21 protein-coding genes are annotated in these 25,292 nt (G+C 65.2%); 15 read left to right on the plus strand and 6 right to left on the minus strand.

Annotation, left to right across the window (positions count from 1 at the left end; genetic code table 11):
• Positions 1-23: 23 nt before the first annotated feature.
• Positions 24-1,427, plus strand: coding sequence for an MATE family efflux transporter (locus LB566_RS20650; protein WP_140551595.1), 1,404 nt, complete (start codon positions 24-26; stop codon positions 1,425-1,427).
• Positions 1,428-1,475: 48 nt separating this feature from the next.
• Here LB566_RS20650 and speB read toward each other — a convergent pair whose 3' ends face one another.
• The gene (gene speB, locus LB566_RS20655; protein ID WP_224626381.1) at positions 1,476-2,531 is read right to left on the minus strand and encodes an agmatinase; all 1,056 of its coding nucleotides are present in this window, start codon (positions 2,529-2,531) and stop codon (positions 1,476-1,478) included.
• A gap of 194 nt (positions 2,532-2,725) precedes the next feature.
• Here speB and pncB point away from each other — a divergent pair, with 194 nt between their 5' ends.
• The 7 genes from pncB to LB566_RS20690 all read left to right on the plus strand — a co-directional run bounded on the left by pncB (position 2,726) and on the right by LB566_RS20690 (position 10,337).
• Entirely contained in the window at positions 2,726-4,030 is a 1,305-nt protein-coding gene (pncB, locus tag LB566_RS20660; protein WP_224626382.1) for a nicotinate phosphoribosyltransferase, read from the plus strand.
• A gap of 60 nt (positions 4,031-4,090) precedes the next feature.
• A complete protein-coding gene (locus LB566_RS20665; RefSeq protein ID WP_224626692.1) occupies positions 4,091-5,533 on the plus strand; it encodes a hypothetical protein in 1,443 nt (480 codons plus the stop codon).
• Between the two features lie 156 nt (positions 5,534-5,689).
• The gene (locus tag LB566_RS20670) at positions 5,690-6,994 is read left to right on the plus strand and encodes an ABC transporter substrate-binding protein (RefSeq protein WP_224626385.1); all 1,305 of its coding nucleotides are present in this window, start codon (positions 5,690-5,692) and stop codon (positions 6,992-6,994) included.
• Between the two features lie 64 nt (positions 6,995-7,058).
• A complete protein-coding gene (locus LB566_RS20675) occupies positions 7,059-7,940 on the plus strand; it encodes a branched-chain amino acid ABC transporter permease (protein WP_224626387.1) in 882 nt (293 codons plus the stop codon).
• Complete coding sequence (locus LB566_RS20680) at positions 7,937-8,899, plus strand: branched-chain amino acid ABC transporter permease (RefSeq protein WP_224626391.1); 963 nt, start codon at positions 7,937-7,939, stop codon at positions 8,897-8,899. The genes LB566_RS20675 and LB566_RS20680 overlap by 4 nt, the downstream gene beginning before the upstream one ends.
• Positions 8,896-9,621 (plus strand): ABC transporter ATP-binding protein, encoded by a 726-nt coding sequence (locus tag LB566_RS20685; protein WP_224626394.1) that lies wholly within the window; start codon positions 8,896-8,898, stop codon positions 9,619-9,621. The genes LB566_RS20680 and LB566_RS20685 overlap by 4 nt, the downstream gene beginning before the upstream one ends.
• Complete coding sequence (locus LB566_RS20690; RefSeq protein ID WP_140551602.1) at positions 9,618-10,337, plus strand: ABC transporter ATP-binding protein; 720 nt, start codon at positions 9,618-9,620, stop codon at positions 10,335-10,337. Before LB566_RS20685 ends, LB566_RS20690 begins: the two co-directional genes overlap by 4 nt.
• 55 nt (positions 10,338-10,392) lie before the next feature.
• On the opposite strand, the gene LB566_RS20695 is transcribed toward LB566_RS20690, so the two are convergent.
• The gene (locus tag LB566_RS20695) at positions 10,393-11,775 is read right to left on the minus strand and encodes a sodium:proton antiporter (RefSeq protein WP_224626397.1); all 1,383 of its coding nucleotides are present in this window, start codon (positions 11,773-11,775) and stop codon (positions 10,393-10,395) included.
• Positions 11,776-11,851: 76 nt separating this feature from the next.
• On the minus strand, positions 11,852-12,466 hold the full coding sequence (pncA, locus tag LB566_RS20700; RefSeq protein ID WP_224626414.1) for a bifunctional nicotinamidase/pyrazinamidase: 615 nt from the start codon (positions 12,464-12,466) through the stop codon (positions 11,852-11,854).
• A 334-nt stretch (positions 12,467-12,800) separates the two neighbouring features.
• Between pncA and LB566_RS20705 the strand changes: the two genes are divergently transcribed.
• From LB566_RS20705 to LB566_RS20730, 6 genes are read left to right on the plus strand one after another with little or no spacing between them, the layout of a single operon-like run.
• Positions 12,801-13,661 carry an FAD binding domain-containing protein gene (locus tag LB566_RS20705; RefSeq protein WP_224626418.1) on the plus strand — a complete coding sequence of 287 codons (861 nt, stop codon included), beginning with the start codon at positions 12,801-12,803 and terminating at the stop codon, positions 13,659-13,661.
• Positions 13,658-16,483 (plus strand): molybdopterin-dependent oxidoreductase, encoded by a 2,826-nt coding sequence (locus tag LB566_RS20710; protein WP_224626433.1) that lies wholly within the window; start codon positions 13,658-13,660, stop codon positions 16,481-16,483. Before LB566_RS20705 ends, LB566_RS20710 begins: the two co-directional genes overlap by 4 nt.
• Complete coding sequence (locus LB566_RS20715) at positions 16,480-18,021, plus strand: 6-hydroxynicotinate reductase (protein ID WP_224626436.1); 1,542 nt, start codon at positions 16,480-16,482, stop codon at positions 18,019-18,021. Before LB566_RS20710 ends, LB566_RS20715 begins: the two co-directional genes overlap by 4 nt.
• A 17-nt stretch (positions 18,022-18,038) precedes the next feature.
• Positions 18,039-18,923: a UPF0280 family protein gene (locus tag LB566_RS20720; protein WP_224626695.1), complete on the plus strand. Its 885-nt coding sequence runs from the start codon at positions 18,039-18,041 to the stop codon at positions 18,921-18,923.
• Complete coding sequence (locus LB566_RS20725) at positions 18,916-19,500, plus strand: amino acid synthesis family protein (protein ID WP_224626439.1); 585 nt, start codon at positions 18,916-18,918, stop codon at positions 19,498-19,500. Before LB566_RS20720 ends, LB566_RS20725 begins: the two co-directional genes overlap by 8 nt.
• Entirely contained in the window at positions 19,497-19,958 is a 462-nt protein-coding gene (locus LB566_RS20730) for a MarR family winged helix-turn-helix transcriptional regulator (protein WP_224626443.1), read from the plus strand. The genes LB566_RS20725 and LB566_RS20730 overlap by 4 nt, the downstream gene beginning before the upstream one ends.
• A gap of 202 nt (positions 19,959-20,160) precedes the next feature.
• Here LB566_RS20730 and LB566_RS20735 read toward each other — a convergent pair whose 3' ends face one another.
• From LB566_RS20735 to LB566_RS20745, 3 genes are read right to left on the minus strand one after another with little or no spacing between them, the layout of a single operon-like run.
• A complete protein-coding gene (locus LB566_RS20735; protein WP_224626446.1) occupies positions 20,161-21,129 on the minus strand; it encodes a substrate-binding domain-containing protein in 969 nt (322 codons plus the stop codon).
• Entirely contained in the window at positions 21,126-22,436 is a 1,311-nt protein-coding gene (locus tag LB566_RS20740) for an ABC transporter permease (RefSeq protein WP_224626448.1), read from the minus strand. Before LB566_RS20740 ends, LB566_RS20735 begins: the two co-directional genes overlap by 4 nt.
• A complete protein-coding gene (locus LB566_RS20745) occupies positions 22,433-24,019 on the minus strand; it encodes a sugar ABC transporter ATP-binding protein (RefSeq protein WP_224626698.1) in 1,587 nt (528 codons plus the stop codon). Before LB566_RS20745 ends, LB566_RS20740 begins: the two co-directional genes overlap by 4 nt.
• 218 nt (positions 24,020-24,237) lie before the next feature.
• Here LB566_RS20745 and LB566_RS20750 point away from each other — a divergent pair, with 218 nt between their 5' ends.
• Positions 24,238-25,257, plus strand: coding sequence for a LacI family DNA-binding transcriptional regulator (locus LB566_RS20750; RefSeq protein WP_224626451.1), 1,020 nt, complete (start codon positions 24,238-24,240; stop codon positions 25,255-25,257).
• Positions 25,258-25,292 lie beyond the last annotated feature (35 nt).

A 25,292-nucleotide genomic window follows, 5' to 3' on the forward strand; every position in this document is an offset into this window, starting at 1 on the left:
CGCAACCTTGAAAGAGCGGAACAATGTCTGCGATCGAAGCCGGCGCTCGCGCGCCGGAAAATCTTTGGCGTCAGGAAATCAGGGCGACTTTGGCGCTCGCCTGGCCCATGGTGCTTACCAATCTCGGCCAGACCGCCATGACAGCCACCGACGTCATGATGATGGGCAGGCTGGGGGCGGACACGCTCGCCAGCGGTGCGCTTGGCGCCAATCTCTATTTCATGCCGCTGATCTTCGGCCTCGGCCTGATGCTGGCGACCTCGCCGATGATGGCGACCGAGCTCGGCCGCCGACGTCATTCGGTGCGCGACCTGCGCCGCACCGTGCGCCAGGGCCTGTGGCTGGCGATCCTCATCTGCATCCCGATCTGGATCGTGCTTTGGCACGGCGAGCCCATTCTTTTGGCCATGGGCCAGGAGCCGGCACTGGCGCATCAGGCCGGCATCTACCTGCGCTGGCTGGAATGGGCGGTGCTGCCCTTCTACGGCTATATCGTGCTGCGTTCCTTCATCTCGGCGCTGGAGCGGCCGGGCTGGGCGCTGATCATCGTCTTCGTCGCGGTCGCCTGCAACGTCTTCTTCAACTGGGTGTTCATGTTCGGCAATCTCGGCGTGCCGGCCATGGGCATATCAGGCTCGGGCCTTGCCACCTCGCTATCCTCAACGCTGATGTTCGTCGGCATGGCCGCCGTGGTGATGTGGGAGAAGAAGTTCAGGCGCTATCGCCTGTTCGGCCGGTTCTGGCGGTCCGACTGGCCGCGCTTCAAGGGCCTGCTGCGGCTCGGCCTGCCGATCGCCGGCATCCTTGCCTTCGAAGTGACGATCTTCAATGCCGCGGCGCTGCTGATGGGGCTGATCGACGCGGATTCGCTTGCCGCGCACGCCATCGCCATCCAGATCGCGTCGATCTCCTTCATGGTGCCGCTCGGCCTCAACCAGGCGGTGACCGTGCGCGTCGGGCTTGCGCATGGCGCCGGCAATCGCGAAGGCGTTTCGCGCGCCGGCTGGACCGCCTTCGTCATCGGAGTCTCGTTCATGGCGCTGATGGGCCTGGTGATGATCCTGTGGCCGCATCTCCTGATCAGCGCCTTCATCGATCTGGCCAACCCCGCCAATACCAGGGTGATCACGCTTGCCGTGTCGTTCCTGGTCTTCGCGGCCCTGTTCCAGGTCTTCGACGGCGCGCAAGCGGTTGCCGCCGGCATGCTGCGCGGCCTGCACGATACCAAGGTGCCGATGATCTATGCCGCGATCGGCTATTGGGGCGTCGGCCTGCCGCTGGGCGTGCTGCTCGCCTTCCCTTTCGGCTTCCACGGCGTCGGCATCTGGATCGGCCTGTCCAGCGGACTGGCGGTGGTGGCGGCGTTGCTTCTGGCGCGCTGGCTGCGGCGCGACCGCCTGGCTCCGCCTCTGGTGTTCGAACACTGATGCAGAGGGCCGTCTGGTTGTCCGGCGGCCTTTCCGTCCTTGTCGGCGTCAGCTGTTTTTGAGCGCAGGGCTGAACACCATCAGGCTCAGTATCTCGAACAGAACCTGGGCGCCGGCATGCGCGGTGTTGGTGGTCGCGTCATATTGCGGCGCCACCTCGACGACGTCGCCGCCGACGATGTTGAGGCCTTTGAGACCGCGCAGCAGTTCCAGCACTTCCCGCGTCGTCAGGCCGCCGACTTCCGGCGTACCGGTGCCCGGCGCGAAGGCCGGATCGACGCTGTCGATGTCGAAGGAGACATAGGTCGGGCCGTCGCCCACGATCTTGCGCGCCTTATCGATGATGGCCGGGATGCCAAGGCCGGTCACTTCCTCCGCATGGACAACGGTCATGCCGGACTCGTAGGTGAACTCCCACAGATATTCGGCCGAACCGCGGATACCGATCTGGATGGTGCGCGTCGGATCGAGCACGCCATCGAGCACCGCGTTGCGGAACGGACCGCCATGGTGGAACTTGGTCATGTCGAACAAGCCGCTGGTATCGCAATGGGCGTCGATGTGGATCAGGCCGACCGGCGCCTTCTTGCCGACGGCCTTCAGGATCGGATGACTGATCGAATGGTCGCCGCCGACCGACAGGGGAATGACGCCGGCATCGACGATCTGGTTGGTGCGGCGCTCGATGTCCTCATGGCTGGTCTCGAGCCGGTAGCGGCTTCGGAACGGCACGTCGCCGATGTCGGCGACCCTAAGCTCGTGCGTCGGCGCGCATTCCAGCACGTGATTGTAGGGGCCGATGCGCTCGATGGCGCGCAGCGCCCGCGGCCCGAAGCGGGCGCCCGGCCGGTTGGTGACGCCGAGATCCATCGGCACGCCTACCATCGCCACCTGCAAATCGCCGAAATCCGGGTTGTCGGCCGATATTTCACGATAGGGCGCGGCGAGGAAGGTGGGGATACCGGAATAGGGCGCAAGCCGCGTGCCCGACTTGGAGAATATCTTGTCGGCGACCTTGCGGAACTTCGGGTCGAACATTTCGCCGCCATGGCTCTCGCCATATTTGCGGCGCAACGCGTCGAGCTTGCCGCTGTCATAACCCATGTCGGTTTTCTCCTGTCTGTCTTCTCCGGAGTGTCCGGTAGCGCCTTGGAAAAATCAATTGCGTTCGGACGGGTCCGCTGCCGCAGGCCTTTCTTTTTGTCGGGCCAGCCTGAAACCGGGCAGCGTTTTTGCAAATTCGATGCTATTAGGCCTGTCGCGATGATGGGTGGTAGGCAGCGAAGGCGGTACGAGACATGGCCAGGACCGATATTGCGCGGCGCGTCTACAACCATACCTGGAAGCTCGATCCGATCGTGCGCAGCCTGCTCGACACGGATTTCTACAAGCTTCTGATGCTGCAGATGATCTGGGGCATGTATCCCAAGGTCGACGCCACCTTTTCGCTGATCAACCGCACCACTTCGGTGCGGCTGGCCGAGGAGATCGACGAGGGCGAGTTGCGCGAACAGCTCGACCACGCCCGCACCTTGCGCTTCTCCAAGAAGGAGATGATCTGGCTGGGCGGCAACAAGTTCTATGGCCGCAAGCAGATTTTCGAGCCTGAATTCCTGGCCTGGCTGGAGAATTTCCGGCTGCCCGATTACGAGCTTTCCAGGCGCGGCGGCCAGTACGAGCTCTCCTTCAGCGGCCCGTGGATGTACACCACGCTGTGGGAAATTCCCGCGCTCGCCATCATCAACGAGCTGCGTTCCCGCGCGGCCATGCGGGCTTTCGGACCGTTCGCGCTCGATGTGCTGTATGCCCGCGCCAAATCCAAGATGTGGGCCAAGACCGAACGGCTGAAAGCGCAGCCCGGCATCCGCATTTCCGACTTCGGCACACGCCGGCGCCATTCCTTCCTGTGGCAGCGCTGGTGCGTGGAAGCGCTGAAGGAAGGCATCGGCGAGGCCTTCACCGGCACCTCCAACGTGCTTCTGGCCATGGACAACGACCTCGAAGCGCTGGGCACCAACGCGCATGAACTGCCGATGGTGCTCGGGGCGCTGGCCAATTCGGAAAAGGAATTGAAACAGGCGCCCTACAAGGTGCTGCAGGATTGGCAGCGCTACTATGGCGGCAATTTGCTGATCGTGCTGCCCGACGCCTTCGGCACGGCTTCCTTCCTGCGCGACGCGCCGGACTGGGTGGCCGACTGGACGGGCTTTCGTCCCGACAGCGCGCCGCCCATCGAGGGCGGCGAAAAGATCCTGTCCTGGTGGCGCGAGAAGGGCAAGGACCCCAAGCAGAAGCTGCTGATCTTCTCCGACGGGCTCGAGGTCGAGACCATCGAGGAGACCTATCGCCACTTCAAGGGCAAGGTGCGCATGTCCTTCGGCTGGGGCACGAACCTGACCAATGATTTCGAGGGCTGCGCGCCTACGGCAACCGACAGCCTCGACGCCATATCGCTGGTCTGCAAGGTGACCGAGGCCAACGGCCGGCCAGCGGTCAAGCTCTCCGACAATCCGGCCAAGGCGACGGGTGACCTCAAGGAGATCGAGCGGTATCTGCGCATCTTCGGTGAAAAGGACCGGGTGGAGCAGTTGGTCAAGGTGTGAGTCGAGATCGGACTCATGGATAGTTCGAGTTCCTTCACGCCCCCCTCTGTCCTGCCGGACATGTCCGGCAGGACAGAGGGGGGCGCCGTAAAGTGCTGTCTCTCGCAAATTCTGCTCGTTTGCCTTGCGGCCTCGGCGCTATCCCTCCCAACCCCCGCCTTCGCGCACGCCTCCGACCGGGGCCATGTCCTGCTTCTGCCGACCGGCTACTATCTGGTCGGCGGCGCTTTCGCCGTGGCTGCCAGTTTCCTCGTGCTGGCGCTGCTGCCGGCGGATCAGCTCGGTCGCTTCTGGCGGCGGCGCCTGCCGCTGTTCACACTGGGTGACGGTGCGCGTGCCGCCCTCAGCCTGATATCTTTTGCCGGCTTTGCCTCTCTCATCGCCGCCGGCTTTCTCGGCAGCCGCGATCCGCTCTCCAACCCGCTGCCTTTGGTGATCTGGACACTGCTGTGGGCTGGCTTCACGCTGCTGCAAGGTTTCCTCGGCGATCTCTGGTCTTGGCTCAATCCCTGGTACGGCCCGGTGCGTCTCCTGTCGCGCCTGGCCGGCCGAGGCGGTGAAGCGGCCTGGCGCCTTCCACCATGGCTCGGCTGCTGGCCGGCTGTTGTCCTGTTCTTCGCCTTTGCCTGGTTCGAGCTCATCGATCCGGCGCCCGACGATCCGACACGGCTGGCCTGGGCCGCCGGCCTCTACTGGTTGTTCACCTTGCTGGCGATGCTGTTGTTCGGTTATGGGGCGTGGGCTCGCGGCGGCGAGTTCCTCACCGTCTTCTTCTCGATGGTGGCACGCTTCGCGCCTGTCGTGCGCGACGAGCGCGGCCGGCTTGCGCTATGCTGGCCGGGCGCCAAGCTGCTGACCGCCGCGCCTTTGCCGGCAAGCGGCGTAGCCTTCCTGCTGCTCGCCCTGTCCTCGGTTTCCTATGACGGCCTGTCGAAGACCTTCTTCTGGCTGGGCCTGTTCGGCATCAATCCGCTGGAATTCCCAGGCCGCACGGCGGTGATCGGCAGCGGCAGTTTCGGCCTCGTCCTGACATTCGCGTTGCTTGCGGCCGTCTTCCTGCTTGCGGTGGCGGTCGGCCAGGCCCTCGCCGGCGGCGGCCACAGGCTTGGCAAGGCGGCGGGACTACTGGTCTGGTCGATCGTGCCGATCGCGCTCGCCTACCATGTCGCGCACTACCTGACGGCGCTGCTGGTCGACGGCCAATATGCGCTTGCAGCACTTTCCGATCCGTTCGCGCTCGGCTGGAACGTTTTCGGCACCGCCGACATGCAGATCGAGGCAGGGATCGCCGCCGGCGCGGGCTCGGCATGGTGGCTGTGGAACATCCAGGCCGGCGCCATCATTCTCGGTCACCTGCTTGCCGTGCTCGTCGCCCACGGCTTCGCCGCGCGCCTGCATCCGGTTCCCGCCCGCGCCGTGCTCAGCCAGTTTCCGCTCACCTTGCTGATGATCGCCTACACCGTCTTCGGCCTCTGGCTGCTCGCCACGCCGACCGTTGGATAGTCGTGGCGGAAATAAACCGGGATCCTCCCGGGGAAACGGCATTGCCGTGTCCGGACTTTGGTGATTTAGTTTGTACACATGCAATTTCGGCCGTCCGCAGGAGGCGGCCTGCTACGTTCCAGCCATAGGTCAAAACTCAAAAACAGGGGAACTGCCGTGACTGACAAGAAAGTGTTTTTCGATCTCTCCAAGGCCGGTCTCACCCGCCGCACGGCGCTGAAAGGGCTGGCCGCCGGAGCCGGCCTGGCCGTCGCGCCCGGTTTCGTCCGCTACTCCCAGGCGCAAAGCTCCGCCCCGATCAAGATCGGCTTCCAGTCGCACCGAACCGGCATCGGCGCCGCCTATGGCCGCTGGTATGAGAAGACCACGGCCGCTGCGGTCAAGGCGATCAACGCCGCCGGCGGCATCAATGGCCGGCCGGTCGAAGTCATCATCGAGGATGACGGCACCGATCCCGGCCGGGGCGCCGAGGTGGTCGGCAAGTTCGCCACCCAGCACAAGACCGACATCGTCTTCGGCACTTTGTTCTCGCATGTCGTCATCGGCTCGGCGCCCGCCGCCGGCGAAGCCAAGATGCCCTATTTCGTCGTCAGCGAAGGCCACCATGTCGCCTCGACCAAGCTCAACCGCTATGTCTTCCAGCCCGGCATCACCGATGTGAAGAGCCAGATCCAGTCGATGGCGCCGTGGATCGCGGCCAATGCCGGCAAGAAGGTGACGCAGATCTTCCCCGATTTCGCTTTCGGCTACGACCACCGCGACTACCTCCCGCCGGCGTTGAAGGCGCAGGGCGCAGAGGTCATCGCGCAGATCGCCATCCCGCCGACGGAGAGCTCCTTCACCAAATATTTCCCCCAGATCCCGGCCGAGACCGAGGTGATCTACCATGTCATGGTCGGCCCGGCCGTGCTCACCTTCGTCAAGGAGCTCGGCGAGTTCTACGGCTCCAACCGGCCGCAGCTGTTCGGCTTCATCGATTCGCTCGAAGCCGTCGACATCAACAGCCCCGGGCTCGAATTCCTGGACGGCAGTCATTTCTGGGAAGGCTCGCCGCGTTACGCCCAGGCCAACGATTCCGAGGCGCAGAAGGCCTATCGTGCCGCCGTCGGCATCGACGACAATGGCGCGGCCGTCGGCGACCCCAAGGATGTCTCCACCGCCGCGCATATGTTCGGCTGCTGGGAGACGCTCTACGTCGTCAAAAAGGCGATGGAGGATGCCGGCTACAAGGGCCCGGAGGACCGGGCCAAGCTGGTCGAGGCGACCGAGGCATTGACCGAATTCGCCGAAGGGCCCGAGCATCCGCAGGGGCCAAAGACCTTCAACGGCAAGATCCACCAGTGCTTCGGCATCCAGAACATCTCCAAGGTCGAAGGCGGCAAGCTCAAGGTCGTGCACAAGACCAAGATCGAGGACGGGCTTTACGAGCCGGAAGGGGATTACACGACGCAGGCGCTCTAGGTTGGCTTCTCCAGCGAGCGTGAGTGCGAGGCGCCGCCTCGCGCCTGCCTTGGGTATTTAGCCCATGCACTTCGGACCCCACCTCCTCCTCGCCGCCCTAGAAGGCCTCGTTACATCCGCCGTGCTGGCGCTGACGGCGCTTGGGCTGTCGCTGGTGTTCGGCGTCATGCGCGTCGTCAATGTCGCGCATGGCGAGTTCTTCATGCTGGGAGCCGTGCTGGCCTGGGCGATCACGACTGCGATCGGCGGCCATCCGGCGTTCGGTTTCCTGGCGGCGCTCATCATTGCACCGCTGATCGTCGGCGCCATTGCGCTGGTCGCCGAGCGGTTGGTGCTGCGCCGGCTGAACTACAATCCGGAAGCCACCATCGTCGCTACCATCGGCATGCTCTACATCATCCAGCAGCTGGCGCTGACCTTCTACGGGCCGGAAGCGCGCCCGGTAGAGCCGCCCTTCAGCTACCGCATCCTTCTGCCGTGGTTCGGGTATTCCGGCTACAAGCTGTCTGTTATCGCGGCGTCCGTCCTTCTGCTCGTCATCACATGGCTGGTGCTGACCCGCACCAGGGTCGGCCTTGTCATGCGCGCCACGCAGTATGACAGCGAGACGGCGCAGGCCTTCGGCATCCCGGTCGACCGAGTCTATGGCGGCGTCTTCGCGCTCGGCGCCATGCTGGCGGCGATCGCCGCGGTTCTGATCGTGCCGATCAGCCAGGCGCATTATCTGATGGGGCAGGATCCGCTGCTGCTTTCCTTCATCGTCGTCATCATCGGCGGTCTCGGCTCGCTGCGCGGAACCGTCATCGCCGCCGTGCTGATCGGCCTGTCGGACGGCATCATCTCGATGTTCTTCTCGCCGACGCTGGCCAAGATCATCGCCACGCTGCTGGTCGCCATGGTGCTCGTGTTCCGGCCGCAAGGCCTGTTCGGGACGGCGACGCGATGAGCGAGGCCTCGCCGGCAAAAGCCTATGGCTTGCATCTCGGCGTCATCGCGCTGCTTTTTGTCCTGAGCTTCGTGCTGCCGGATTATCATCACGGCCTCGTCGCCCGCATCATGGTGCTGGCGGTGTTCGCCATGGGCTACAACATGCTGTTCGGCTATGTCGGGCTGCTCAGCCTCGGCCATGCCATGTTCTTTGCCGCCGGCCTCTACGGCGCCGGCCTCGGCGTCATCCAGCTTGGCTGGAGCGTACCGGCGGCCTTGTTGAGCGGCATCGCCTGCGGCGCGGTGCTGGCACTGGTGATCGGGCTGCTGGCGCTGCGCACCACGGGTGTCGCCTTCATGATCGTCACCATGATGTTCGCGCAGATCTTCTACCTCCTCATCCTTTATTTTGCCGCGTGGACCGGCGGCGATCAGGGCATGGTGGTGCCGCAGCCGGCACGTGTCCTGAATTTCGGCGCGACCTCGCTCGATCTCACCAATCCGACGGTGCGCTATATGAGCGCGCTGGGGCTGTTCTCGTTCGTGCTTCTGATCACGCTGGCCGTCGTCCGCTCCCGATACGGCCGCGTGCTGGTCGCCATCCGCGAGAACGAGGAGCGGACAAAGATGCTGGGCTACGACACCTTCTCCAACAAGCTCGTGGCCGTGGTCGTCTCCGGCGCGATCTGCGCGGCGTCGGGCGCCGCCTATGCGCTGCTGTTCGGCTATGTCGGATCGAGCTTCGCCTCGATACAGTACTCGATCCTGCCGCTGCTCTGGGTGCTGCTCGGCGGCGCCGCCACAACGCTCGGGCCGCTGATCGGCACGTTGTTCATGTACTATGTCATCGACGTCACCAGCGGCTTCACCTCCGCCTATCTGCTGATCGTCGGCGTGGCGCTGATCCTGCTGGTGCTGTTTTTCCCGAAAGGCATTCTCGGCACCACCCGCCAGCGCTGGCTCGGGTGGCTGCCATGACGCCTCTTTTGACCACCAAGGGCCTGTCGCGCAATTTCGGCGGCCTGCGCGCCGTCGACAATGTCGATTTCACGGTGGTGCCGGGCGAGATCCGCGCCGTGATCGGGCCCAATGGGGCTGGGAAGACCACCTTCGTCAGCCTGATCAGCGGCCGCATCCAGCCGTCTTCGGGGGCGATCATCTTCGACGGCGCCGACATTACCGGCCTGCCGGCCTATGCCAGGGTGCGCCGCGGCATCGCCTACACCTTCCAGATCACCAGCGTCTTCGCCAATCTCAGCGTCTACGACAATGTCGCGCTGCCGGTGCAGCTCACGCTGAGCGACGGCCTTTCGAAGGGCGCGATCAAGGCAGGCGTCATGTCGGCGCTCGAACGCACCGGCCTGGCCGACCGCACCCATATGCCGGCCGGGCAGTTGTCCTATGGCCACCAGCGGCTGCTGGAGGTGGCGATGGGCCTGGCGCTGAAACCGCGCCTGCTGATCCTCGACGAGCCGACGCAGGGGCTGGCCGACAGCGAGATCGACAATTTCATCGCACTCGTGCGCGACATCGCCGACAGCGCCACGGTGCTGCTGATCGAGCACAACATGCCCGTCGTCATGCAACTGGCCGACCGCATCACCGTCTTCAACGCCGGCAAGATCCTGGCCGAAGGCACACCCGAGGCGATCCGCGAAAACGCGGCGGTGCAGGAAGCCTATCTGGGGACGGCCCCATGATCGCGGCAAACTCCGAAGCGCTCACCATCTCGGGGCTGGACTGTTTCTATGGCGAGGTCCAGGTGCTCTACGGCCTCGACCTGGTGCTGAACAAGGGCGAGGTGCTGTGCCTGTTCGGCCGCAACGGCGCCGGCAAGACGACGACACTGAAGGCGATCATGGGCCTTGTCCCGGCCAGCGCCGGTTCGATCAAACTCGCCGGCCAGGAATTGACCGGCTTGGCCGCCCATGAGGTACCGAAGGCCGGCGTCGCCTATGTCCCTCAGGGCAGGCGGCTGTTCGCCGACATGACGGTGGCGGAGAACATCGAGATCGGGCTGATGGCGCGCGGCAAGGGCAAGGCCGTACGGGAAAACGTGCTCGACCTTTTTCCATTGCTGCGCCAGCGGCTGCGGCAGCGCTCCGGCACCTTGTCCGGCGGCGAGCAGCAGATGCTGGCCATGGCGCGTGCGCTCTGCCTGGAGCCCCAGGTGCTGCTGCTCGATGAGCCGACCGAAGGGCTGATGCCGTCGATGATCGCAAAAATCCGCGAGACGGTGGCGAAGCTGCGCGAACTGGGCGTTTCCACCATCCTGGTGGAGCAGCGGGTCGACGCCGTGCTGTCGGTCGCCGACCGCGTCGCCTTCATCGAGAACGGCCGCAACCGCGAGACGGTCGATGTCGAGGCGTTGCGCGCCGACCCGTCGGCGGTCAGGCGCTATGTCGGCGTAGGCTGAGCACTACCTCCCCTAGTAGCCGTTCCGCGTCGACCCGCCTGGCGCCATCGTGGGCTTATCCAAAGAACAAAAACCCGGCGATTAAAAACGTCGGGATCAGCACCGCGCCCGACCATGCCATGTAGCCGAAGAAACCCGGCATGTTCACGCCGCGATGCCGGGCTATGGCGTAGACCATGAAGTTCGGCGCGTTGCCGATATAGGTGTTGGCGCCCATGAACACCGCGCCCGCCGAGATCGCCGCCAAGGTCGAAGCGAGCTCCGTCATCAGATGCCGGGGAGCGCCGCCGGCGAGCTCGAAGAACACCAGGTAGGTCGGCGCATTGTCGAGGAAGGACGACAGCGCTCCGGTCAGCCAGAAATAGGCGAGATCGTTGGGCATGCCCTGCGCCGACGTGACGAGCGCGACCAGCGGCGCCAGCGCGCCTTCATGGCCGGCCCTCAGGATGGCGACCACCGGCACGATGCAGATGAAGATGCCGGCGAACAGTTTCGCCACTTCCGCGATCGGACCCCAGTTGAAGCCGTTGGCCTCGCGATACTCCTTGCGCGAGACGGCCAGCGAGACGAAGGCAAGCGCCAGGATGACGGCGTCGCGCACAAGGTTCTGCAGCTCGAGGTCCACCCCCTGGATGGAAAGACCGATGCCGGGCTTCCAGGTGGCGGAAAGCAGGATCGCGCCGATCACGCCGGCAAGCAGCGGCAGGTTGGGCAGGCCGCGGATGCGCACCTTCGTGTCCGGCGTCGGGTCCTTGATCTTTGGCGCGCCCCTTTCGCGGCGATGCAGCGTCATGTCGATCACCAGGAAGACGGCGAGCACGACGCCGCCGACGAACAGGGTCTCGCGCCAGAGGTTGGCGGTGGTCCAGAAGAAATCGACGCCGCGCAGGAAGCCGACGAACAGCGGCGGGTCGCCGAGCGGCGTCAGCGAACCGCCGATGTTGGACACCAGGAAGATGAAGAAGATGACGACATGGGCGTTGAACGGCCGGTTGTCGTTGGCGCGGATGAGCGGCCGGATCAGGATCATCGAGGCGCCGGTGGTGCCGATGACGGAGGCGAGCAGGGCGCCGATGAGCAGCAGCCCGGCATTGACCAGCGGCGTGCCGTGGATGTTGCCGGCCACGAGAATGCCGCCCGAAATGGTGAACAGCGCGAACAGGAGAATGATGAACGACATGTATTCGGTGAGCAGCGCATGCAGCACCGCTTCCGTTGCCAGCGTCGTGCCGAAGGCCGATGCGAGCGGCACCACCACGAGAGCCGCCCAAAGCGCTGTTATCTTGCCGTAGTGATGCTCCCAGACATGGTGGAAAAGCAGCGGTCCGGTGGCGATCGACAGCAACAGGCCGGCAAAGGGCAGCGCCCACCACAGCGACATCGTCCGGCCTGGCAGGCCGTGCTCCTCCGCGGCGAAGACCGTTTCTGGAAACAGCATCGCGACAGCCGCCACGGCGCTTGCCGTCAAAGCTGTCGCTACCCGGATGGACCCCCTCTTTTCCCCCACGATGCAATTAGTCCGCCGCGTGGTCTTCGAGCGTCACGCCTGCTTGGCGCATCCTCGCCAGCATCGTCTCGACCGAACCGTTGAGATCGATGCCGCGGCAGGCATCGAGCCTGACCGTGGTCCTGAACCCTTGTTTGACCGCGTCGAGCGCCGAGAAGGCGACACAGAAGTCGGTCGCCAGGCCGACCAGGGTCAGCGTGTCGATGCCGCGCTCCCTGAGATAACCGGCAAGACCGGTCGGCGTCGTGTGGTCGTTCTCGAAGAAGGCCGAATAGCTGTCGATACCAGGCCGAAATCCCTTGCGGATGACGAGCTCTGCCTTGGTCCAGGCAAGACCCGAGTGAAAATCCGAGCCGAGGCTGCCCTGGATGCAATGGTCCGGCCACAGCGTCTGCTGCCCGTAGGGCATCTCGATGGTTTCGAAAGGCTGGGCGCCCAGGTGGCTGGAGGCAAAACTCGAATGACCGGCGGGGTGCCAGTCCTGCGTCAGCACGACGTGGTCGGTTCGGCGGATCAGGTCGTTGACCAGCGGCACGATCTCGTCGCCGCCGGCCACCGCCAGCGCGCCGCCAGGGCAAAAATCGTTCTGCAGGTCGATGACGACAAGCGCTTCGTCGGCCATGGGGGTTTCCTTCCTGTCGGTCTCGGGCACGGGCTCCCAGGGGGATCCCGGCGAAAGAAAGCCGCTGGCGCGACCGGACGGAGAAACTTGACCAGATGGCGGGCCGCGTCAACCATTACAGCGTCGCGCGCACGCCCTCACGCGTAAAGGGTGCTGCGACGCCTTGATCTTGCGCAGAACAAATGCGCGGCACCGGCCTCCAGACGAGGTGCCCGGCAAACTCCGGCTTTGACAATTTCCGCCGACTTGATATCATTTGCATACGAATGAATTCGAGCCGGCCCGAACGCCGGCAGGTTCCCTCGGAAAGGCCCTTTTTCTGGGAAGGCAAAGCGTGATCCGTTACGCGAAACCCACCACGGTCGACGAGGCGCTCGCCCTGCTTGGCGAAGCTTCGTGGCGCATCCTTGCCGGCGGCACCGACTTCTACCCGGCGCAAGGCAGCAAGCCTTTCCGCGACAATGTGCTCGACATCAACGGGCTGGCGGCCCTGCGCGGCATCGCGGAGACCGAAACGCATTGGCGGATCGGCGCGCGCACCAGCTGGACCGACATCGTTCGCCACCCCTTGCCGCCGGCCTTCGATGCGCTGAAGGCGGCCGCGCGGGAGGTCGGTTCCGTTCAGATCCAGAATGTCGCCTCGATCGCCGGCAACCTCTGCAACGCTTCGCCGGCCGCGGATGGCGTGCCGGCGCTGCTGGTACTCGACGCCGAGATCGAACTGCGCTCGGCGCAGGCGGTGCGCTACCTGCCGCTCGGGGAATTCATCCTCGGCAATCGCCGCACGGACCTGCGGCCCGGCGAGATGGTCATCGCCATCCGCGTGCCGAAAACGGCCGGCACGGGTATGTCGGCTTTCGTCAAGCTCGGCGCGCGGCGCTATCTCGTCATCTCCATCGCCATGGCGGCGGCACGCCTGATGGTGCAGGACGGCGTCGTCACGCAAGCGGCGGTCGCCGTCGGTTCCTGCTCGGCTGTCGCAAAGCGGCTCGGCGGGGTCGAGGCGGCCCTGCGCGGACTGGCGGCGGATCATGGGCTGGCCGCCGCGGTGCTGGCCGCGCCGATGGACGAGTTGTCGCCGATCGGCGACGTGCGCGGCAGCGCCGAGTACCGGCAGGACGCGGCGCGCGAGATCACTGCCCGCGCCGTGCTTGCGGCTGCCGGGCCGGTGAGCGGCGACAGGGTGGCGGCATGAACAAAGCTCAGCCTGACATCAGCCTGGGTCGATCCCGCGGAACCCTATCCGACGGTGACGCAGGTCAGCCCAGCCTGGCGCGCGCCGAGATCGCCTTCGCGGTCAATGGCGCCGCGGTCTCGGTCAACGTGCCACCGCTGCGCCGGCTGTCCTTGGTGCTGCGCGACGAATTGCTTCTGACGGGCACCAAAGTCGGCTGCGACGCCGGCGACTGCGGCGCGTGCACGGTGCTGGTCGATGGCGATCCGGTCTGCGCCTGCCTGATGCCGGCGGCGTCGGTCGCCGGGACGTCGGTAACGACGGTCGAAGGGCTCGCCAATGGTCGGCTGTCGGCACTACAGGCCTCCTTCCTGGCGCATGGCGCGGCGCAGTGCGGCATCTGCACGCCGGGCCTGCTGGTGGCCGCGACGGCCCTGCTGGAGAAGAAAGCCAGCCCGAGCGAGATCGAGGTGCAGGACGCGCTGGGCGGTGTTTTGTGCCGCTGCACCGGATACCGCAAGATCGTCGCGGCGGTGATGGAGGCCTCCGTCCAGGCTGCAAGTCTGGATTACCGTCTGCCTCGGTCCGGCCACGCCATTGGCTCCTCCCCGATCCGGCTCGATGGCGTGCCGAAGGTAACGGGCGGTGAGAAATTCGGCGGCGATTCCTTCCCCGCCGATGCGCTTTCCGTGCTGGTGGTCCGCTCGCCGCACTACCATGCCAGCTTCGCCTTCGGCGACCTCGATGGCTGGGCAAAAGCGCATCCCCGCATCGCCGGCGTCTTCACGGCGGCCGATATCCCGGGAAAGAACTGTTTCGGCGTCATCGGTCCGTTCGCCGACCAGCCGGCTCTCGCCGAAGGCAGCGCGCGGTTTCGCGGCGAGGCGGTGGCCGTGGTGGCCGGCGAGCGCGAGGCGATGCTCGATCTGGATTTGTCGGATTTCCCGATCCGCTGGACCGAATTGCCGCACCTGTCGCAGCCTTGCGAAGCACGGGCCGAAGGCGCGGCACTGATCCATGCGAACCGTCCAGGAAATCTTCTGACCAAGGGCTTCGTCGAACGCGGCGATCCCGAGGCGGCGCTTGGCGATGCCGCCGTCACGGTGACCGGCGCGATCGAGACGTCCTATGTCGAGCATGCGTATATCGAGCCGGAAGCCGGCCATGCCTATATGGATGGCGACACGCTGGTCATCGTCGCCTGCACGCAGGCACCCTATATGGACCGCGACGAGACGGCGAAGGTGCTGGGCCTGCCCGTCGACAAGGTGCGCATCGTGCCGACCGCGACCGGCGGCGGCTTCGGTTCCAAACTCGACGTTTCGCTGCAACCTCTGATCGGCCTGGCGGCGATGAGGACCGGGCGGCCGGCCGCACTTGCCTACACGCGCAACGAATCGATGATGTCGACCACCAAGCGCCATCCGGCGCAGATGCAAGCGACCATAGGCGCCGATGCCGGGGGTCATGTCACCGGCATGATTTTTTCGGGCGATTTCAACACCGGCGCCTATGCCAGCTGGGGACCGACAGTGGCCAACCGCGTGCCGGTGCATGCCTCCGGTCCCTATGCGACGCCGAACTACCGCGCCGAGGGGCGCGCCATCCATACAAATGGGCCGATTTCCGGCGCCTTTCGCGGCTTCGGCGTGCCGCAGGCGACAATCATGCAGGAGACGCTGTATGACGAGCTGGCCGATAAGCTCGGGATTGACCGACTCGATTTTCGCTTGAAAAACTGCCTTCGGAACGGCTCCGAAACGGTTACAGGACAGCTTCTGGAGTCCGGCGTCGGCATTGCCGAGTGCCTCGATGCCCTGCGGCCGCATTGGTTGCGTGCAACGGCTGACGCGGATGCCTTCAACAGTGCCAGCGCGGATAAAAAGCGCGGCGTCGGCATCGCCTCCTGCTGGTATGGCTGCGGCAACACCTCGCTGCCCAATCCGTCGACCATCCGGGTTGGCATTGCGGCGTCAGGCGAGATCATCCTGCACCAGGGCGCCGTCGACATCGGCCAGGGCTCCAACACCGTCATCACGCAGATCTGCGCCGACGCTCTCGGCCTGCCATTGGAAAAATTCCGGCTCAAGGGCGCCGATACCGCGATCACTCCCGATGCCGGCAAGACCTCGGCGTCGCGCCAGACCTTCGTCACCGGCAGGGCGGCCGAGAAGGCCGGCCGTGCCTTGCGCGATGAGATCCTGCGTTTTGCCAATGTCTCGCAAAAGGCGTCGCTTCAACTCGACGGCCCGGCGATCGTCATCCGCGAGGGCGAGGCGACCCGCCGCATCGATCTCGGCTCGCTCGATGAGGATGGAGACGGCTTCGTCTTCCGCGCCGAGGAGACCTACGATCCGCCGACCTTGCCGCTCGACGCCAAGGGCCAGGGCAAGCCCTATGCGGTCTATGGTTACGGCGCGCAGATCGCCGAGCTTGAGGTCGACCTCAAGCTCGGCACGATCAAGCTGGTCAAGATCACCGCCGCGCATGACGTCGGCAAGGCGATCAACCCGCTGCTGGTCGAGGGCCAGATCGAGGGCGGCATCGCGCAAGGCATCGGCATGGCGCTGATGGAAGAGTATATTCCCGGCCGCACAGAGAATTTACACGATTATCTCATTCCGACCATCGGCGACGTGCCGCCGATCGAGACGATATTGATCGAGGTGCCAGACCCGGAAGGGCCATTCGGGGCCAAGGGCCTGGGTGAACATGTGCTGATTCCGACGGCGCCGGCGATCCTCAATGCCATCCGCCATGCGACCGGTATTGCGATCACCAAAGTTCCGGCGACGCCGACTCGCATCCGCGCCGCCATCCGCGAGAAGGAGGCACGCAGATGAGCGAGCTTGCCGAACGCTTCGAAACCCATGATCCCGGCGAGAAGCTGGTGGCGGAGAAGATCCGCTGCGATGCCTGCCCTGTCATGTGCTACATCGCCGATGGCCGCACCGGCGCTTGCGACCGCTACGGTAATGCCGGCGGCCGGATCGTGCGCATGGACCCGCTGACCATTCTAGATCATACCGCCGAGATCGGCGGCGCTGTCGTGCCCTTCGTCGCAGAGGGCGAGGCCTGGGACGGCGAACTGGTCAACACCGGCCGCCGCTTCGTCACGGCGATCGGCGCCGGAACCACCTATCCCGACTACAAGCCGGCGCCCTTCATCGTCAGCCAGCAGGTCGAGGGCGTCGATCTCGTCACCGTGGTCACCGAAGGCATCTTCTCCTATTGCGGCGTCAAGGTGAAGATCGACACCGACCGTCATATCGGACCCGAAACGGCTGTCGTACGATCGCAAAGCGAGGCGATCGGCCATGTCACGACGGGCGAATATGGCTCGCAGATGTTGTCGCTGGGCGGTGTGCATCATCTGACCGGTGGCTCCAAGGCTGAAGGCCGCGCCACCTGCGATGCGCTGCTCGATTTGTGCAACCGCAAGCCGGTTGAACTGACCATCGACGGCGGCGCGACCGTCATCGTCGAAGCCGGCAAACCGCCTGTGATCGACGGCAAGCAGGAGCACCGCATGCGGGTCGGCTGCGGCTCGGCGACCATCGGCATGTTCGCCACTCAATGGCGCGGGCTGGTCGACGAGGTGGTGGTGGTCGACGATCACATCACCGGCGTCGTCTCGGAGCATCAGGCCGGCAAGGTGCTGGGCTGGCAGGACACGGGGATAAAGATCATCGGCCGCCGCTCGACCCCCGGACGCTATTTCAAGGTGTCCGAGCCTGGCCTCGGCTGGGGCGGCACCAGCATATCCGACCCGCTGTCGATCCTGGGCGAATGGAACGCCAAGAAGGGCGCGCGGCCGGGCCTGTCGCTGCTGATGGTTTCGACCACCGGCGAACAGTTCGCCTATTACGAGCTCGACGACCAGTTGAAGCCGGTCGAAAAACCTTTTCCCGAGCGGTTGCAGAAATCCGTGGGACTGATCGAGGACAATTGCGAACCGGCGCGGTGCACCGTGCTGTTCATCGGCGGCGCCGGCGGCTCGCTGCGCGCCGGCGTCACCGAGAATCCCGTCAACCTGACGCGTTCTGTGCAGGGCCTGACCACCTATGTGACGGTCGGCGGTGCGCCGGTCTATGTCTGGCCGGGCGGCGGCATCACGCTGATGGTGGATGTGATGCGTGTGCCGGAAGGCGCCTTCGGCTACGTGCCGACGCCGGCGCTGGTGGCGCCGATCGAATTCACGCTGCGCCGCGACGATTATGTCCGGCTCGGCGGTTACGAGGCCGAGATCCGCAGCGTCGAGGACGTCATCGCCAAGGGTGGCGAGTATCTGAACGCGCGCCGGGGCGACGGTGCGCCGGCCCGCAACCCATGGCCGCCGCTGGCGCAGTTAAGGCGCGCCGCGTCGAACGGAGCCGGATGATGTCAGGCTCGCAAGCGATGCCCGGCCCGCAGGCGCATTGGCTGCAGGACGGCAAGCGGCTGCACCTCAACCACGGGCCGATCGACCTGGTCGTCGAGGTCTTCGGCGAGGCGGATGAGCGTCGCGCCGCCTACGCGCAGGCCGTCGCGCGTTTCCAGACGATCCTGACTGAGTTGGTCGAGGAGCTTCCCGAATTGCGCCTCCCGGCATTTTTCCTGGCGCCGCGCAGCTTCGCCGGCCCGACGGCGCGCCGCATGGAAGCAGCCGTCATGCCCTTGGCGGAATGCTTCATCACACCGATGGCTGCTGTTGCCGGATCGGTAGCCGACGAAGTGCTTGCCGCGCTGCTCGTCGGTCGCAAGCTCGATCGCGCCTATGTCAACAATGGTGGCGATAGCGCCCTCCATCTTGCCAAGGGCACATCGATCGGCCTGATCATTGCCGGCACCGGCAACGGCATGGACGACCGGATCACGATCCGCGCGGAAGATGGGGTGCGCGGTGTCGCCACCAGCGGCTGGCGCGGCCGTTCGTTTTCCTTGGGCATTGCAGACGCCGTCACCGTGCTGGCGCGGACCGGCGCCGAAGCCGATGCGGCGGCGACGCTCATTGCCAACGCAGTGGATCTGCCCGGCAATCCTGCGATCAAGCGCATTCCCGCACTCGACCTGTCGCCCGACAGCGATCTGGGCTCGCGGCTGGTGACGCAAGGCGTCGGTCCGCTTGCCCCTGGCGAGGTGGCGCGCGCACTGGACAATGGCCTTGCCGTCGCCGAAGATTTTCGCCGGCGCGGCCTAATTGCCGGATCGGCGCTGTTTCTCGGTGGCGAGGCCCGCATCAGCGGCTCCGTTGCACTCGCTGCGCCCAACAAGCACGAACTGGAGGAAGTTGCCCATGCCTGAGTTTCCGGTCCGCAAGATCGCGGTTGTGACCGAAGAGATCTTTCATGAGGGCGGGCCGGTGGCCAAGGTGCCGCGCCGTCGCGCTGCCGCTCTCGCCGTCGTCAAGAACCCGTTCGCCGGGCGCTATGTCGAGGAGTTGCAAAGCGCCATGGACGATCTGAAGCCGCTCGGGCTGACGCTGGCCGACCGGCTGATCGCGGCATTGGGTTGCGACGTGAAGCAGATCGACGGTTATGGCAAAGGCGCCATCGTCGGCACATCGGGTGAACTCGAGCATGGCGCGCTTTGGCATGTGCCGGGCGGCTACGCGATGCGCGAGCGGCTCGGCGACGCCAAGGCGATCGTGCCGTCGGCGAAAAAGGTCGGCGCGTTCGGTTCGCGGCTGGACGTGCCGCTCGGCCACATCAACGCCGCCTATGTGCGCAGCCATTTCGACGCCATGGAAGTCGGCGTCAGCGACGGCCCGCGTTCCGACGAGATCCTGTTCTGCCTCGCCATGACCTGCGGCCCGCGCATCCACAATCGCATGGGTGGGCTCGCGGCCGACGACATCAAGGCCTGGGACGGGCTGCGGTGAGCGGCGAGGACAATCTGCTCAAGCTGGTCGAGGCCGAAGAGGCCGACGATCAGGACTACCACCTGCAGGAGCAGGTCGGCTTCATCCTGCGCAAGGCGCACCAGCGCCACGTCTCGATCTTCGCCGCGCGTATCGGCGACCTGACGCCGCCGCAATTCGCGGCACTGGCCAAGCTGCGCGATGTCGGCGAGACTTCGCAGAACCAGCTCGGCACGCTGATCGCCATGGATGCGGCGACGGTCAAGGGCGTCATCGACCGGCTGAAGGCGCGCGGCCTCGTCGAGCTCTCCAAGCACGAGGGCGACAAGAGGCGGCTGCTGGTCAATTTGACCGCCGAAGGGCGCGAGGCGATCGAACGCCTGATCCCGCTGGCGCGCGAGATTACGGAGGAAACCTTGGCCCCGCTCACGGCCAAGGAGATCGCCACCTTCATGAAGCTTCTGGCGAAATTGGCGTAGGGCCGGCGGCGAGGTCCTTTCCTCTCCCTCCGGACGGGAACCATCTGGCCCGCCGCCGACGGATATTGAAAGGGGCCAGGGCGCGCGCCACGCGTCGACCCCCACTCCGTCGAGCTGCGCTCGACGCCTCTCCCCCGATCGACGGGGGAGAGGAAGGGCCGAAGACCTGGACCTTGGGCCGACGCTTATCTCCGGCGAAAACTCACAGGCCGTTGTCCTTCAGCACTTGGGCGGCGTTTTCCTTGGTGATCTTCTGCGTCGGCAAGGTGATGGTCTTTTCGACCTTCTCGCCGTTGAGGAACTTGATCGCCTGCCGAAGGCCCTCGGCGCCCGGGGTGACATAGGTGAAGGTCGCCGTCAGTTCGCCCTTGTTCACCATCTGCACGCCTTCGTTCGGCAGGCCGTCGATGCCGATGAACTTGATGTCCTTCTCGCGGCCGACATCCTTGGCGGCGAGATAGGCGCCGTAGGCCATCGGGTCGTTGTGGCCGTAGACGAGATCGATCTTCTCGTTGCTCTTCAGCGCGTTGGCCATCAGATTATAGGCCTGGTCCTGCTTCCAGTCGCCCGACTGCTGGTCGAGCAGGTACTTGATGCCCGGCTCCTTGTCGGTGAACTCATGGAAGCCGTCATGGCGGTCATGCGCCGGCTGGGTGCCCATGCCGCCCCAGATCTCGACGACATTGCCCGCCGCCTTGCCCTTGCCGCCGAGCAGCTCGACGGCATATTCGCCGGCCGCGCGGCCGATCAGCTTGTTGTCGCCGCCGACGAACTGGGTGTAGTCCTTGGTGTCGACATTGCGGTCGAGCACGAAGACCGGGATCTTGGCGTCGATCGCCTGCTGCACGACGCCGGTCAGGCCGGCCGATTCCTTCGGCGACACCAAGAGCGCATCGACCTCCTGGCGGATCAGGTTCTCGACATCGGCGACCTGCTTCTCGGTCTTGTCCTCGCCGTCGGTGATGATCAGCTCGACCTCGGGATGCTTGGCGGCCTCGGCCAGTATGTCCTTGTTGAACTGCGCGCGCCAAGGCTCGATGGTCGTCACCTGCGAGAAGCCGATCTTCCACTTCTTGTCCTGGGCCAAGGCGTGGCCGGTGGAGAGCAGCGCGGTGGTGGTCAGCAATGCCGCGCCAAGGGCGGCAAGCTTCAGCGTGTCACGTCGTTTCATTTCTTGTTTCCTCCGAGATTGAGAGACCGGGTCTCTTGCGACGGCCGTTTTGCCGCGGCCGTTTCCTTGTGCGCCGTTCCGGGCAGGCGCAGATAGGCTAGGAGATCACCGGCGTTGCGCTCCTGCACGAGCACCGTGCCGATGATGATCATCCCTTTCAGCACCAGCTGAAGGTTCGAATTGATGTTGTGGAGCTGCAATATGTTGGACAGCAGCCCGAAGATCAGCACGCCGCAGAAGGTCCCGGTGAGGCTGCCTCGCCCACCCATCAGGCTGGTGCCGCCGATGACCACGGCGGCGATGGCGTCGAGCTCCAGGCCGGCGCCGGCATCGGGCTTGCCTTGCCGGTACTGAGCGACATAGAGCACCGCGGCAATGCCGGCGAGCAGGCCCGAAACGGCGTAGGTGACGATCTTGACCCGGCCGGCGGCGATGCCGGAAAGCCTGGCCGCCTCCTCGTTGCCGCCGATGGCGTAGACATAGCGGCCGAACGGCGTGAAGCGCAGCACCGCGCCATAGATCAGGATGGCGCCGAGGAAGAACAGGCCGGGCATCGGGACGACGCCGAACACCATCGAGCGCAGCAGCTCGAAATCCTCGGTGGCGTTCGAGCCGGTATAGACCGGCAGCACGGCATTGTTCTGGCCGGCGGTCAGCCGGGCGATGCCCAACGCCGTCACCATCATCGCCAGGGTTACGATGAAGGGCTGCAGCCGCCCGGCGACGATGATGAAGCCGTTGAGCGCACCGAACAGCAGGCCCACGCATGGCGCGACCAGCAGCACGCCGAGCACGCCGAATTTGGGCTCGACCTGCGGCAGCAGGTACCACAGGGAAAGACAGCACAGGACCACGCCGACGATTGCCGGCGTGACCAGGCCGCGGGCGCGGTCCAGCCTTGCGTCGCGCGAGGCATCGGCGCCGGCGCGCGACTTTTCGAGATTGAGGAAGACGAAGCGGGTGACGATGAAGCCGAGACAGAGTGCCACCAAGGCGACGGTGGGCACGCCAAGCACCACTCCCGGCGTCACGCCCGGAACCGTCAGCAGCATGGCACAGACCACCGAACAGATGGCCATCAGCGAACCGACGGAAAGGTCGATGCCGCCGGTGATGATCACCGCGGTCATGCCGGTGGCGATCAGGCCGGTGGTCGACACCTGGCGCAGCACGTCGAGCAGATTGCCGTAGGACAGGAAGATGTTGTTGCCCTTGGAGCTGACCGGCGAACCCAGCACGCCGATCAGGAAGATGGCGATCAGGCCCCAATAGAGCTTGGTGCGGGACAGGAGTTTCAAGGCGGTCATGCGGCTGGTCTCGAAATCGTGCGGCGCGGTGCTGCGAGACGCATGATGGCCTCCTCGCTCGCCGCATCGCGGGAAAGGATGCCGGTCTGGCGGCCATCGGCCATCACCAGGATGCGGTCGGAGAGGTGCAGCAGTTCCGGCAATTCGGAGCTGATGACGGCAATCGCCAGCCCGTCGCGCGCAAGCTTGAAGATGAGGTCGTAGATCTCCCGCTTGGCGCCGACGTCGATGCCGCGCGTCGGTTCGTCCAGAAGGAGCACGCGCGGCCGCGTCGCCAGCCATTTGCCGATGACGACCTTCTGCTGGTTGCCGCCCGACAGCGTGCCGGCTGGCTGGTCGACGTCCTCGCAGCGTATGCCGAGCGCCCGGACCGCGTGGCGCGCCAGCCCTTGTTCGCCGGCCAGCGAACGGATGCCGAAGCGCGCCAGCGATCCGACCAGCGGCAATGCGACGTTGTCTGTAATGGAAGCCTGGAGATGCAGGCCTTGCGTCTTGCGATCCTCGGTCACCAGCGCAATGCCGAGGCGCCTGGCATCGCGCGGCGAGCGGATCTCGACCGGCGAGCCGTCGAGCCGGATCTCGCCGCCGGTGCGGCCATCGCTCGAGCCGAAGATCGCCTCCAGGATCTCGGTGCGGCCTGAACCCAGCAGCCCGCCGATGCCAAGGATCTCGCCTGCGGCGAGTTCGAAGTTGACGCCGTCCATCACGGTGCGCCAGCCATGGGCATCGGGTTTCGTCAGCGACAGGTTCTCGACGGAAAGCACGACTTCGCCGCCGGAACGGCGCTCCTCTTCCGAGGAGGCCAGCAGATCGCGCCCGACCATCGCCGAAATGATGGCGTTCTCGTCGAGCTCGCCCATCGGCCGCGTCAGCACGTGGCGTCCGTCGCGAAACACGGTGACCCTGCCCGCCAGGTGCATGACCTCGTCGATGCGATGCGAGATGTAGACGATGGCGACGCCGCTGTCGGCAAGCTGGCGGATGATGCGGAACAGCCTCTGGCATTCGGCTGGAGAAAGCGCCGATGTCGGCTCGTCCATGATCAGGATGCGCGCCGACATCGACAGCGCCTTGGCGATCTCGACCAGTTGCTGTTCGCCGACGCGCAAGGTGCCGACACGGGCTTCCGGGTCGAGCTCGATGCCCAGCCGCTGCAGAAGGGCGCTTGCGGCGCGGCTGCTCGCCTTGCGGTCGACGATCAGCCCGGCGATCAGCTTCTCGCGCCCGAGAAAGATGTTGTCGGCGACGCTGAGTTCGGGAACTAGGTTGAGCTCCTGGTGGATGATGGCAATGCCGGCGGCCTCGGCGTCGCGCACGCCGGCGAAATTCGCGGCCACGCCGTCGACGCGAACCGTGCCTTCATAACCCGTGTAGACACCGGAAAGGATTTTCATCAGCGTCGACTTGCCGGCGCCGTTCTCACCCATCAAGGCATGGACTTCGCCGCGCCGCAGCTCGAAACCGACATCGACCAAGGCGGCAATGCCGCCGAAGCTCTTGGAAACGCGTTCGGCGCTCAGGACGACATCCGAACGGTCCGCCGCCGCAACATCCCCACGAGCGATGGAATTTCCCTGCTCCATGACAAAGGCGGCCTCCCTTCCGTCGTCGTCTGACACGTGAACGCTATTCTAAACGTTTCGATCCTGTCAAGCTTCTATCTGGTCACGCAGGATTGCCTCATTTCAATTCTTGCGAAAAACCGCGATATTCCGTAGGTATGATGCATCGAGCAGCGGCGAAACGTTTCGAAATGGCAAGGTCAAGGCAGACAAGGCAGCGAAAATCGACGGCGCCGACCATGCTTCACGTGGCCGAAGCGGCGCGCGTGTCGGTCGCCACGGTCTCGGCGCTGATCAACGGCACGGCGACCGTCAGCCCGGAGCTCAGCCAGCGCATCGAGCAGGCGATCCGCGATATCGGCTACAAGCGCAATGCGATCGCCCGCAGCCTGAAAATGGGCACCACGCGCACCATTGGATTGACTGTCCCGCACATCACCAATCCGTTCTTCACCGATGTCGTGTCAGTCATCCAGCAGGCCTTCGACCGCGCCGGCTATGCGGTCATGCTGTGCTGCACGGACGAGGACCTCAACACCCAGGACGACCAGATCAGGCTGCTGCTCGACCGCATGGTCGACGGGCTGATCGTGGCGCGCGTCGGCGATGGGGCAATCCTCAAGCGCATCGTCGACGACGCCAACGTGCCGGTCGTCCTGCTTGACCGCATCTGCGAGGGCGTCGACACGGATGCCGTGGTGCTCGACAACCAGCGCGCCGTGTTCGACGCCATCACCTACCTGATCCATCTCGGGCACCGGCGCATCGGCTACATCACCGGAACATCGGATATCTCACCGATGCATGATCGCATGGCGGGATATCGCGAAGCGCTTCAGGCAGCCGGCCTGCCGGTGGCCGAAGAGTTGGTGCGTTCCGGCAATTTTCATGAGATCGACGGCTATAACGCGGCCATGCAGCTGTTGTCGCTGCACGACAGGCCGAGCGCGATCTTCTCCGCCAACAATCCGATGGTGATCGGCACCATGAAGGCGATCCGCGATATCGGCCTGTCCTGCCCGGAAGATGTTTCGATCGCCTGTTTCGACGATTTTCCGTGGTCGGACGTGTTTGTCCCGCAACTGACCACGGTGGCGCAGCCGGTGCAGGCGATCGGCGAACAGGCGGCCAATTTGCTGCTCGACCGCCTTGCCGGAAATCGCGACGCGCCGCCGCGCAAGCTGGTGCTCAAGGGCCGGCTGATGATCCGCAATTCATGCCGACCGCTGGGAACGGTGGCGCAGAGCGTGAGTGCGTAGAGCGGTTCAGTGGTTGAATCGCTATCGGCAAGCGC

It is taken from the genome of Mesorhizobium sp. CA13, assembly GCF_020165235.1.
GTDB lineage: Bacteria > Pseudomonadota > Alphaproteobacteria > Rhizobiales > Rhizobiaceae > Mesorhizobium.